This window comes from Mucilaginibacter sp. (genome assembly GCF_041663085.1).
In the GTDB taxonomy this organism is placed as follows: Bacteria; Bacteroidota; Bacteroidia; order Sphingobacteriales; family Sphingobacteriaceae; genus Mucilaginibacter.
This window is the reverse complement of record NZ_JBAZRC010000001.1, coordinates 1-13108: the sequence shown is the minus strand read 5'-3', so window position 1 is coordinate 13108 and position 13108 is coordinate 1. Positions and strand designations below refer to the sequence as shown.

General features: G+C 37.9%; 9 protein-coding genes. 2 read left to right on the top strand and 7 right to left on the bottom strand.

Going from position 1 to position 13108, the window contains the following annotated elements; translation table 11 throughout:
* Positions 1-154: 154 nt before the first annotated feature.
* The 5 genes from WC615_RS00045 to WC615_RS00025 all read right to left on the bottom strand — a co-directional run bounded on the left by WC615_RS00045 (position 155) and on the right by WC615_RS00025 (position 8569).
* Positions 155-1999: a class I SAM-dependent DNA methyltransferase gene (locus WC615_RS00045; protein ID WP_372976093.1), complete on the bottom strand. Its 1845-nt coding sequence runs from the start codon at positions 1997-1999 to the stop codon at positions 155-157.
* Positions 1999-2763, bottom strand: a complete 765-nt coding sequence (locus WC615_RS00040) for a hypothetical protein (RefSeq protein WP_372976092.1) — start codon at positions 2761-2763, stop codon at positions 1999-2001. Before WC615_RS00040 ends, WC615_RS00045 begins: the two co-directional genes overlap by 1 nt.
* A 2-nt stretch (positions 2764-2765) precedes the next feature.
* Positions 2766-3851 carry a hypothetical protein gene (locus WC615_RS00035; protein ID WP_372976091.1) on the bottom strand — a complete coding sequence of 362 codons (1086 nt, stop codon included), beginning with the start codon at positions 3849-3851 and terminating at the stop codon, positions 2766-2768.
* Between the two features lie 7 nt (positions 3852-3858).
* Positions 3859-6168, bottom strand: coding sequence for an ATP-binding protein (locus WC615_RS00030; RefSeq protein WP_372976090.1), 2310 nt, complete (start codon positions 6166-6168; stop codon positions 3859-3861).
* 169 nt (positions 6169-6337) lie between these two features.
* Complete coding sequence (locus tag WC615_RS00025) at positions 6338-8569, bottom strand: hypothetical protein (protein ID WP_372976089.1); 2232 nt, start codon at positions 8567-8569, stop codon at positions 6338-6340.
* A 611-nt stretch (positions 8570-9180) separates the two neighbouring features.
* Here WC615_RS00025 and WC615_RS00020 point away from each other — a divergent pair.
* Together WC615_RS00020 and WC615_RS00015 are read left to right on the top strand one after the other, a co-directional pair.
* Positions 9181-9468: a hypothetical protein gene (locus WC615_RS00020; RefSeq protein ID WP_372976088.1), complete on the top strand. Its 288-nt coding sequence runs from the start codon at positions 9181-9183 to the stop codon at positions 9466-9468.
* 156 nt (positions 9469-9624) lie between these two features.
* Entirely contained in the window at positions 9625-9837 is a 213-nt protein-coding gene (locus tag WC615_RS00015) for a hypothetical protein (protein ID WP_372976087.1), read from the top strand.
* Positions 9838-9850: 13 nt separating this feature from the next.
* Here the strand turns inward: WC615_RS00015 and WC615_RS00010 are convergent, their stop codons facing one another.
* Both WC615_RS00010 and WC615_RS00005 read right to left on the bottom strand, forming a co-directional pair.
* Positions 9851-10993 (bottom strand): TlpA family protein disulfide reductase, encoded by a 1143-nt coding sequence (locus WC615_RS00010; RefSeq protein ID WP_372976086.1) that lies wholly within the window; start codon positions 10991-10993, stop codon positions 9851-9853.
* 95 nt (positions 10994-11088) lie between these two features.
* Positions 11089-13108, bottom strand: a 2020-nt coding sequence (locus WC615_RS00005; protein WP_372976085.1) for a DUF2135 domain-containing protein, incomplete at its 5' end; no start/stop codon positions are given.

Genomic DNA, 13108 nt, shown 5'->3' with positions numbered 1-13108 from the left:
TCGATTAATTGTAGAAGGATTGTTTTACAAACGCGACATATTATGTACTCGTGACTACTATACGATCCTTAGATATCGTGACCAACTACAAAAACATTCCATTAGAACTATTGACACCATTTGAATGGTGTAATAGGTATTCCTATGTTAAAGGCTATAAAGCTATGTTTAAATTATATTTCGCAATAATAACCTTATCAACAACACTCCTGTCATCAGAATTTAAAAGAATCCCCCTTTCGTAATCTGTAAATTCTGGAATTCCGAAATTCTTTATATAATTTCGACTGAGCGAGAAAAAGCCTGATGAGTAGGGTTTACTAATTGCAATAACATACCGCCAAAAAATATCCGATTGAAATATCCGACTTAAGATTATAAGATCTTCAACGTTATCTGAAATAGCTGCCAAACCGTTGTAAAACAGTAAATTTTCATCATTATTTAAAAGGGTTACTGGAATTCTTGATGTAAGATGAGGAAAAAACAATTTAAATTTCATTCTCTCGAGGCTTTGGTTTCTACCGAAGGCAAACCAAGCCTCATAATCTCCATTACCATTATCCCTTTCCGACAAAAGTGTTTTTTTTGATTCCAAATACCTGTAGGCATTTGGATATTGTTTTCGAAAAATCTGTTCTCCCAATAAACTGGCGCGCACATTGCCAGGTTTGAATTCGTATGGAAAAATAATTTTCTGAAGCGAAGTAACTGAGACGTTTTGGTCTATTAATTTATTTGAATTTACAATGTCGGCACAAGCTCCTTTTTCGATGGGGATCAATTTGTCAAGATCCAGGTAAAAATATTTATTATCTTCTGCCTTTGGGGTGAAAATATAAACCTCGTTTTTAAGAGTTGCAATTCCATTTCTAGTTCTGTACTTTTTAGAAAATGGGATGCCGGTTTTTTCGACCGCTCGAATAAAGGCAGCATCTCGTAATATCCAACCGTTTTGGGAATCGAGATCGTTCCAATTTATCTTACTAAAGAAAGGAGTCGATTGAACATTCAATGTTACGGTAGGTGAGATAACGTAGTTTAGATACTCTCTTTCAAATTTCAATATAAAACATAAACAGGTATAGGTAGAACGGTCATTGAAAACCTGCTCTCCACCAAAATCAAAAATGTCAATTCCATATTTATTGCGTTGGAAATATGACCTTAATGCTCTACCATTTACACTTTTGAAAAACGAGTTTACTGTAATGAAACCTAAAACGCCACCCTCGTTTAGGCAATTAATACCAACTTCGAAAAAAGGAATATAAAGATCCGGGTGACCAGACTTTGAAACTTCAAATTGAATCGCAAGGGCTTTTGTCTCTGCGTCCATATTACGTGAGCAGACATAAGGTGGGTTTCCTAAAATAAAATCAAATCCTGATTGATTTAATCGTACAACATTCCAATCAAAAATTAAAGCGTTGCCCGAATATAGGTTAAACTTTATTTCTCCAACCTGTTCACCATGTGTAAGTGCCAGTAGATATAAAAGTATTTTTGAACGCTCAATCGAATAGTCCTGAATATCAAGGCCATATATGTTTTCCTGAAAAATTTTTGAAAATGTTTTACCGTAGGTTTTATGTAATTCTTCCGCTGCTGTAAGTAGAAAGGAGCCACAACCACAGGCTATATCAGCTATTGAACTATCTGACTTTAACGGTTTTTTCTTAAATGTATAGCTAGTTATATATTCTCTTATTTTTTTCGGAGTGTATACAGCTCCATTAACTATTTTATCTTCCGGTGAAACTACAAACTCAAAAAGCTCAATGAGGTTCTCAATATCAATTGTATTTGTGAGCTTTATAAAATCCAGTAATTTTTGAAATTCATCGGATTCTTCATGAATCAAATATTTTTTCAAGAATGTCGAACTCGGCTTAGGTAATTTATTTGTATTAAGAAAGGCCGTAACAAACAACCGGTTAATTAACACGGGATCTGTTGTATAATTTTTTAAAAATTTGAAAACGCTTTTTTTATCCATTAAGCCAATTGAGGACAAATTACCTTCGGGTCAAAATTGAAGTTACCGTCGCTATTTAATTTAAAATGATTTGCTAATGAATGAACCCAAGGCTTCATAATCCTTTGCTGGGCTTTGTTTAACAAAATGATGAAATCTCGATCTTTCCGTAATTTGCTCCATTTAGCAGGTGCAAAATTAGAAGTTAAAAAATCGATTCCCATAATTAAATCCATTGGGTAGTGCATCATCCTTGGTGAATCAAGAATTAATGACGAACCAAAATTTTGTTCTTCCGCTTCCTTTAATTTTCTGCCACCAAATTGAAAATGGTAAATCGGATGTGCTTCATCTGGTTTATTGCCAACATCTAAATGTCTATCTAAATGAAATGACACAACATGGCGCACTGTCGTCTTGTTGAACCCTTCTGCGACAATATTGAATTCCAAATGCTTAAATGGGTCTAAAATTTGGGTCGAGTCGCCATTGAATACCGAAACACAGGTTATTCCAAATGTAATTTTCAGCCTTTTTATGTTTTTCGGATACTGAACTGAAGAAGTTGATTCTTCAAAAACCATATTCCGAACGGAATAGCCCCAATTAAGCGGATCCGGCTCCCAATCTTCAGTGCCCGGTAAAAATTTCTCGTCTTTAAGTTCGGTAATCGCCTTATCAATCGGTTTGCTGTCGATTTGATATTTTTCGAGTATCGATTTTAGCGTTACATATTCCTTTGCAAGTACTTTGCGAAAGGCCAGGTTGTCTTTGTTAATTTCCATAATTACAACGCGGCGCTTTCAATGTCAAACCGTTCAAATTCTGATGGGTGAAGTTTGATATTTTTAGCCTCAGCAATTCTTTCCATCAAAGCATACAAGGACACATAACTATATTCTTGCCAAGGTCTGGGTTCTTTCTTCTTATCTATTTTATAACCCTCGAAAGTGTCGATAGGATTACCTGTAGCTTGGCAAATAGTCCAAAAATTAGTGCTGTTTGATAATGGTAAAGCTTTAGCCGGAACGATGTTTTCAAGATTGAATTTGGCTTTTAGAGCGTTAACTCTCTCCGTTGCATTTAGAAAGCCCAAATTTTCTTTAGCAAATGATTCAAATAGGTCTGCTACCCGATCAGCCCACCATCTATTCCAACCTGATTCAAAGATGCCATCGTAGCCCGCACTTTTAAAGGCATCAAGAATTTTATCCCAATCTTTGGATTTTTCTTTATCGATACCTAAGCGCGCCGCCAAAATCTCTTCATTAATCAATAAGCCCGGTTCCTGGATTACTTCTTTAAAAATAATTCGTGCAACTTCGTGAACAGGAGGGTTTTCTTCGTTTATAAATCTTGAAAGAATTCGTTGATCGAGATCGTTGTAGTCTCTCTGAAGCAGTGCTGAGAAATCTTTAGTGCCTTTTGTTATTTGGTCATACCCTTCTACTATCGAGCAAATTTTATCAATTGTTGCTGAGGAGATTTCATCCTTCATAAAAGTCCAATCGAACAGGTCATGACTTGTAAAATCTCTTTTAAAGGAAGCTTTAACTTTATCGTCCGTTGAACACAAAAATATAGGAACATCTTTCGCTTTGCCTTCAGAAGCCAAAATTCTTAATTGTTGAGCGAGTGAGGGGGCTTGATACCGAACTTGAGATCCATCCTCTTGCGGGCCATTTAATTGGAGGTCCAGCACAATACCGCTGAAATCAGGTAAGATTGCGGCTAATTTGTCGATTTCATCCTCAAATGATTTTGGCTTATCCACCGTTATTGTTAATTGCCCCTGATCTTCTAATTTTTCTTTAATCGGCAGTACCAAACGATCTTTTTCGTCATCCAGGTATAATAGTGAATACTTGCTCATTTTATGGTTAAAGTTTAGGAAGTTCTATTCGTATAGTGGTGCTATATTCTTTTGGAGATGGCGAAACAAATACCCGCCCCCCGTAACCTTCAATTATATCATTAACGATCTTTAGCCCGAGGCCCGTCCCGGTCAATTCTTCAATTTCTGTTGTTGCATTGCCTACTGGGGCACTAGTGGTAAAAAACGCATCAAAAATATTTTCGTAATCCTTTTCCGGAATACCATCACCATTATCAGAAAACTCTAAATAAATGATTTTGCCTGACGAGCCGCCTCTTATTGATATTTTACCTTTCCTATTTGCCCTTATGATGGCTTTTTTAGAATTGGTGTAAAGGTTAAATAAAATTGACGCCCATTCTGATTTATGCATCGGCAGGGTAAAAAGTTTATACCCATTGAATTCCGGGTTACCCAATTCGATACCGCTTCTTTCCAAATCCGGTCTAATAACGGTAATAAAGTCGCCGGCGACGTCGCGAATCTCTACGGGTTTTAATTCGCGATTTGCGTTTTCAGAAATTGCCCTTTGAAAATATGCTGTATAAACAGTTAAGGCATTCAGATTACTGAATAGTCGCACTCCAGCATCCTTATACTTCGGAGTGGTTGCTAACGATACAAGTAACTCGCTATCATATTTCAGCGCAGGATTATAATGATTGATTTCATGAACAAACTCGCCGATAGTTAATCCTAAACCTGCGAGTATACGCAATAGCTGTACCTCTTTAAGTAACTGATCATGTTCGCGGGCCTCCTCTTCCTGAGCACTTTTCGCATCTTCGAGAAACTCCTCAACCTTTTGCAGGCTTTCAATGATTAGCGTATTATCAACACTGTGATATATTCGCTTTGGTTCATCCTCAGCGGACTCAGAAGTATTAGATGTATTGTCGCCGGTTGTGGCGCTTATTAGATTTTCAACTTCCTTTTTAGCATCATCTATGATTTCCTTAGAAGATTTCCCAATCCAGCCTTTCTGATTTGACGTCCCCTTTCTTTCTCGAACGACCGATATCTTTAACGCTACTTCAGATAAAACCTTATAGCAAAAATCCTGAAGTTCCCTGAAAGCTATATTTTCTATTAGACCTTCACGACTGGATCGTTCTTGAAACATAACACCATAGGTGTCAACAACTTCGACAAACCCAAAGAAATTATTGTTTCCGTGCGGTGGAAGTATTGATCTGCGTCTGACAGATGCATCCAGCCCCAACCAATCATCGTCTTTTAAAGCATAGGGTAAAACGCGGAATCCGTTTCGATATAGTCTAATACCTCCGTTTTCTTCGGCATTTTCTTTGATATATGTATTTACAAGTTTGGGTAAATAATTTGTTCCCTTTGCATTGTAAATAAAATAATATGCTTTAAAATGAATGTTTTTTAACTCAATAAATGGGTCATTACGATCTTTTTTGCCGACGAGAAATACTTCCTCTTGCATTTCAAGTTTTTCACTTTTGAACGCATAAAATCCATGTCCATCCGCGTCAACATAACCTTCAATTTCTGCCAAGGCATGTTCATAAAATGCACTTTGCAAATCAATTACTTGTTGGTCATCTTTTGAAAAACTCGCCGCGAACCCCGGATCATCAACTGATTTTTCGTAATGTTCAGAAAGTGGGAATGGTTGTAGCAAATCACTAACGTGCCGGAATGCCCTCTTAATTGTTACTTCTGACCAGGCCTCGCGCAAGCCCTCAATATAAAGTGTCGTACCTTCAGGTTTAACTTTTTCAACGTATTCAATTTTATTTTCAATCAAAATTAAATTGGCATCAATTGCAAAGTCATCCCAATTAATTGTAACCTTACTTGCGAAAGCTTCATCGAGCGTTTGCGTTATAATTGTGAGCCTATCACCCAATCGCTGTGTGGCGAAACGGCCGATGCCCTTTTGACCTGCCCTTGTTCGCTGATAACGTAACGATTTTGGAAAATGAATTTTGTCACTGGAAGAAATTTTCATGAAGCCATTCACCAGCTGTTGCCGGGTCATCCCTAAGCCGTTGTCATCAATATTCAAACGACCACCCGGCCGATCACATTCAAAAAAATCTACCGTTACAGATAGTGCATCAGCATCGTAAGCATTTTTTATCAGTTCAGATACTGCGGTTTCTTCTTTGCCAACAAGTTCCCTTCCAAGTCTGCTTATAACACCGGCATCAACAGAAAAGCGTACGTTTTCCGTATCAAACTCACTAAGCTGAGCAGATAGTTCCAGAATTTTAGAGTAATTTTTAGGATCGTTCTCTAAAACATTCTGGATGGAAGCGATTATGTCTTGTTCTTTATTCAACAGAAACTTTTTTTTCGAAGATAGGAAATACTGTTTATATAGCTTGCAAACAACAATTGGTCAATGTTGCAAAAAAATACCGTTAATGTAATATACTTATTGTATTCTTTGAAATAAGTTATTACTGTTTACAAAGTTAAATAAAGTTAATTTGTCGCTAACTTCATTATCAATCTTTATCATTTCTCAATTTTTGCCTAAACTGATTTTCCATTGCGCAATCGATCCAATCTAAAGTATTAAAATACCGCCCGAAGTTTGGCAGATCGAGACCGAAATGTGCCAAATCTTTGGCATAATTTGTATATGTTGTCAATGGTTCTTCCAATTCTTTTTCATCCAATATTTTTGTCTTTAAATCGTCAAGTTCCTCTTCCAAATTATTGAAAAATTCATCTTTTGTCTGGTTATAAAGGTCTTTTGAGCTACGCTTCAAAAGCTTTTGGGGCTCGATTCCAAATTTTGCCTCTACCATGTGGCAACAATCCAACATACTGTGTAATTCATATTCGCTATCGATTATATGCTCAAATATTGGCATCCCTATTCCCGAGAGCGTTTTAATCACTAATTCTTCATCTACATCTTCAACAATAATCTTTAAATTGTCCAAAATAAACTGATCTAATAACAATTCTTCAAAATCATGAATTTGCCCAAGGTAGTTGCATATCAACGGCAAAGATTTGCTTGTTTTGTCAAAATTGTAAAGTAAAAAAACTAAATTGATCAATAAATTATCTTGGCCATCGGGTTGTAAAAAGCTTTGAGGATGGTACAGTTTCTGCTTCAAAAAATCCGGCATTAATTTAATTGCCGTTTCATCAAAATATTTATAAAATCTGCCATAGAGTTGTTCGACATAGACGCATGAATGAGTAATTCTCGTGATCTCAGTGTTATCAATTTTAATATAGTTATCTAAAAAATCGACTATTGAAGGGTTAGCGAATTTGAGATGACTGCTATTAGGATCGCTGTACGCTTTAATAAGGAAACTTCCCGATAGCTTTCGAAAGGATTTAAGAAAAGACCCTGTCGGAAATATTAAATTATAATTTTCAGTTTCGTATTTAATCCTTGCAGCGAATGCTTTTTCAAGGTTTTCATATTCAACTGAATCGCCCAAACTGTAAAAAGTATTTAACAACAATCTATCAATTTCAGAAATTTGTTGCTCGTAGGCATCCCGCCAGATTTCATCGGGATAATTGAAGTTATCAATGATATAATTTCTATACTGTTTCATTGTAAGTTTCCCCACCCTAATCGGATTGGTTATGTATTCAACAGAGCGTGGAGAAAAACTGCTATGATGAATTATGAACTCACCTATTTTAGGTTGTTGTATCACCTTCTTTAAGGTAAAAGGCAAGTTTGATACGTCGATATGGTTTTCTAGAATTCTTTGCCTGAAGGATGAATTTTCTTTTTCAAACGGAATAAACACAAAACGTTCGATATGTAAATCTCTGAAACGCTGAGAACTTTCCGTAACGTCCTTCAATATTATGCTCCTCGTCGTCATTATGAAGTACTTATTTTGGGCGCGCAATAACCTATTAAGAATTGTGATAAATACAGATTCTGTACTTTTGGCCTTTTGAATTTCTGCGGCATTATGGCCCAGGAAATCATCATAATAAAACAGCTGCGGAGTATCGTCCGCGGTTATAACCCGATTTATCTCCCGAACGTCATCTACTAAATACGTTAAGTGGTAATCATTTTTCAAATATTCGTAAACCAACATTTCGGCAAGAGTGGTTTTGCCTGAACCAGGATCGCCACTGATCACAATAACCCGGTTTTCGGCCAATATCTTCTTTGCCTTTTGAAATTCAGATGTTTCTACAAAAAGCTTGATTTTCTTCTTCAGGTATTCTTCTGTAAACTCTAAAGATCTACCTAGGATCTCATAAAAAATTATTTTTTTAAGTACATGCGTGCTTGAATACCATAGCTTAAAATGATTATCAAGTACAATTGGGTAACGTTCAAGTAACTGGTTCAAAGACTCCTGTCCATGAATGTCGTCCGTAGTTATTATATGAGGTTGAAAAATCTTATAGATTTTGCTCTTATCATATACACTTAATGGAAGGGAGGTCGCGAATATGTAACGGTTGGTTTTTAATTTAAGAACTTTCGTCTTTTCAAATTCCTTGAGATGTTTTATTAGAGCGTCAAATCCAGAGTTTAGATAATGCTTGACTTGTCCTACAATGTGATTTTCGTCATATTTTAAAGCATGACGAAAGTCAATTCCTTTGTCTTTACCTGGCTTGAAAATCTGATAAATATATCCATTACCCAGTTCTTGATTTTCCTTATTAAGCAGGTCACATACTAACAGTTCAAGGTCAGATGAGTTTAGGGAAGAAAAATCGTAAAGGGCCATTGTAATAGTTTAGAACAAACTGCAAGTTAATGATATTTGTATTTATCCATACTTTTCTTGGGAAACCATTATTAAGGCTTTAAGGAAATGCCGCATTTCGATTCTGATGCCTTATAGAATATTAAGAATGTATATTGTTTTATTAACAACGGATAACTGAACATTATCAATTGATGGAGTAAGCAAATCTGTTTTGGTCGTAAATCAGCTGTGAGTATTATCCTTTTTATGAGATTTGAGGAATATTACTCTCAACATATATTGCAGCAATAGATATAAGTTGCTATTTTTACTTAAGTCATTAGGAATCAAATTGGATCAAATTGATTGTGGGAAATTCGGGAATTACCACCGTTTGAAGATTGTAATCTATTGAAAATAAGGAGTGTATCAAACTCGGTTCGAGTCCCGTCCATTCCGCTTTATCAATAGTAAAATTGGGCAAAACCCTCAGATGATATCATCTGAGGGTTTTTTGTTTTCTGACAATATTAAATTATCCATTAAAAATCACCTTTTTGGTGAGTAATTCAGCCCCCCAAGATCAGCGATATTGGTAACACTTACTACAAATCGTATTTTACCCTTATTTTTGAAAAAAAGAATGAGCAGTGAAAACTTTAATCGAATTTAAAGAATCATTGAATTTAGACCAGCCTGTTGGCGGGCTCTCTGTTCAGTTAAAAAGCCTTTGGTATGATGGTAAAGGTGATTGGTATCAAGCGCATGCCCTGGTTGATCAACTAAAAGATCATGGATCCGCGTGGGTGCATGCATACCTGCACCGTAAAGAAGGTGATATCTGGAACGCGGATTACTGGTATAGCAAAGCACGGCAGATTCGCCCAAACTTGTCTTTACAAGACGAGTGGGAGCAGTTGGTGTTACAATTTCTTTAATTGGCGGCAGGTAGTTTCTTTGTCCCATTCAAAATTAGTTAGGTTAATCGTTTTATTTACCTATATATTACGTTGAGTTTGCCAAGGCCCATCGGGTGAAAATCTGAAGGGCTTTTTGTTTATATTGCATTTTGTGTTTAACAATAAATCTAACCTATGGTGAGCAGGAAGTTTTTATTCTGGCCGATACTCTTCTACCCTATTATAGGGTTTATTTGGCTGGTTGCCGGTACCTGGCTGCTTAACAATATTCAAGCTAACCACCCATCCGCTCACTTGCAGTATCTGTGGGATGTGAAAAACATTATTTTTCTTTTAGCGAGTGTAATTGGTGTTATTTATTTAATAAACGAAACAAGCCAGGATTAGCAGAAGGATAGTATTAGCCCTTCTTCTTCAAATAATCATGTACAAACTGGTCTACATCTGCCAGATCTATATTAGCTTTAAGTATGTGCCATTGCCCATCGACCAGGAAATAGGCCGGGTTTGTTTTTATCTGCCAGTTAGCAACGTTTGGCGAACTATCGCCTTTAAAATCGGCCACCTGTGACCAGGTTAACTGGCTTAGTTTTACCGCGCGTTCCCAAGTCTGTTTATTAGCATCGGTTGCAATACTTACCATTTTAAAGTTCTTTTTATCGCCATCGCTTAAAATAAGGGCATTAAGCATTTTAGAGTGGTTCATTTCACTTAACTGACTGGTTGATGTCCAAAACTCTACCAATATTACTTTGGCGCGTATAGATTTTTTATCAAAGGCCTTCCCATCGGGGGTAAAACCAGCAATATCGGGGGCGTCTGCTCCCGGCAAAAGGTTGGTTAAGATGCTTAGTTTGTTGGTAATCTTTACGCCGTCGTCGGTACTTTTGGCTTTTTCGGTAAGCTTTTTAAAAATGCTGTTGTATTCAACCGGGTACTCATCCAGGTATTGCTGCGCCATAATATGTGCAGCGACAACATTATCGGGATGTTTGGCCACGTAGGCAGTTAGTATCTCCGGCTCCAGCTTTCTCCGCTTTATTTGGTAGCCCCGGGTTTTATCGGTCAGTGCTGTATGCGCTTTTTTAGGTAACGCTTTCGCTTCGCGCGTATCCAGATATATCAGTAACGAATCTATAGTGTGGTTAAGGCCCCCGGCTAATTCATTCTCGGTTTTATAATAATCAGAAAGCTGTTGCTGAGTTTGCGATGTGGTTGTAATGCCCGGGTAAATGCCCTTGCTGTTTGGTTTAACATCTATGGTATAGCTGCCATTCTCCAGGTATACCTCGAAATTGTTTTTGGCGCTTAATGGCTTGGTGTTATCCAGTATAGTAATATTAAAATAGCCGGGTGCTTCAAAAGCCTTGCTGATGGTAGCGTCGCCATCCTTTATATTTTGGCTCAACAGCTCCTGGTTGTTTTGGTTGATGATGACCGTGCCGCTTGCTATGCCGGTGGCTTTAACGTTTAATTCAACTTTAGGAGGTTGGTTGCAGGCTGTAATAAACAACACCGCGGCAATAAGGTAATAGTATTTCATTATAAATAATCAGGAGACCGAAAATAGAGAATATCTTTTCAGTTTTAAAAGAACTTTTAAGCCGGGTTCAACATTTTGTTAAACCCGGCTGTTTGTTATTTAAAATCAAGGTCGCCGATGTATACTCCGCCTTTGGCGTCTTTTTTCATTTGCAGCACAATCATCTCTTTCTTTTCTTTTGGTGTTCCGTAATTGGTGTACATCTCGGCCATAATGGTTGTTGGCCCGGCAATTGTTGCCTGGGTATCACCATAATAATCAATCTCTATTTTGTAGGTGCCTTTTATGGCTTTTTTCAGCATGAATTGTTCGGGGCCAAAACCCTGGGTCATGTCGCGCGAGATACGGCCACCGGCTGCGGTGCGGTTATGGCTATAAAAGCATTTTTCGCCATTGGGGTCGGTTACCCACAGGTCAATATCGGTATTATTCATGTTCCAGTTCATCACAATCCTTACATCAACAGGCAGTGGTTTAATAAACTTTTTAGGGATAGCAGACAGGGAAAGCCGTGGTTTATGCAGCGCTATAATATGATTGATCTCGGGCAGGAAGATCTCCTGTATCCCTCTGTAAATATTGTCGGCATCGTTGGTGTAGCTTTTTGTCATGGCGGCATAAAGTACATCAAGCGCTTTTTGATATTTGCCGGCATCGGCAAGTGCCAGCCCGTAATCGCGGTAGCTTTGCGGGTCTAAGGGGCGCAGTTCGGTTACCTTTTTAAAGGCAAATACTTCGCTTTCAAAATCACCAAGCTGTTTAAATTTATAGCCCAGCATTTTGTATAATTCGTAGCTCTCCAGGTCTAACTCGGCCAGGTTGCTTAATACCCGTACACCAATCTCCCGGTTACCTGTTGTTATGAAATAATTAGCCACATCAAAATAATATACCGGGTTACTTTTTTGGCCGGCACGCAGTTCTAAATATTTTTGATACTGATTCTCTTTGGTCGTTTTTTTAAGCACTTTCAGATAATCTTCGTCAGCCTTTTTATAAGTGATATCGATACCTTTTGCAGCACTACTTCGCAATGTATCTGCATTTGAAGCTGCGCTTCTTTTAGTGGTGATAATGATCGCGCCGCTCGCTGCATTTGCCCCATATAAAGCAGTTGCACTTGAGCCATTCAATACAGATATATTATCGATATCATCCGGCTTTAAATTTTTCAAAACATCCTGCGGAACAATAATATTATCTACAACCACCAGCGCTTTGTCGTTTGAGGCCACCGACCTGTTGCCTATTAGTACGATGCGCGTGTTTGGGTTTGTTGTTGTTACCTGCAAACCGACAACCCTGCCATTCAACGCCTGGGTTTTATTTTGCTGCGTAAAATAGCCTTGCGCGCTCTCGGGGGGATTTATGGTACTAACCGAACCTGTTACATCCCTTCTTCTTTGTACATTGGTCCCGGTCACTACAACCTCGTTAAGTTGCCCCGGGTTTACACGCTGACTCGCCGCCTGGGCACTCCTCTCCTCAACAACCTGCCTTACATCTGCATTGCCAACAGGTTCGTCAATTTGGACTACTGAAGGGGTGTCGCCCGTAACAATTTTCCTTTTGGCTTTTGGGGTTAGTTTAGGGTTGTTATCCTGGTTCCACCAACGTGTCAACTCATCCATCATATTTATGGCCGTAGTAAGGTTTTCTCTTTGCAGGGAGTTTACATTGCCGCCCCGCTGCTTCATAATGGCATTATATTCGGCACGCAATTCTGCAGGCGGCTCAATCTCATATTGGATATAATCATTAATTGTTTCCAGCACAATTAGCGATGTGTTACGGGTAATAATGCCAAAGCGTTTACCCAGTTGTTCTATCGGTTGTTTATTGGCATTATAATCAATATCCAGTTCGTTTATTTTTTTCTGTGCCCAAAGTTTGGCAACATCAACATTATCAACAGCATTTTTTTGCAAGTCGAGATCGACGGTTTTTTCAATGCTCACCTTGTTGCCATAGCCAAACTGTAAAATAATTGACTGATTTGGGTTGCGCGTAATACCGGCTATTGAAAAAGCGCCATTAACGGTAACTGGCAGTGATGGATAACTTTCTTCAATATCTCCGCCATTTTTGATGCCTAAAAAATGCAGGGGCTGCATC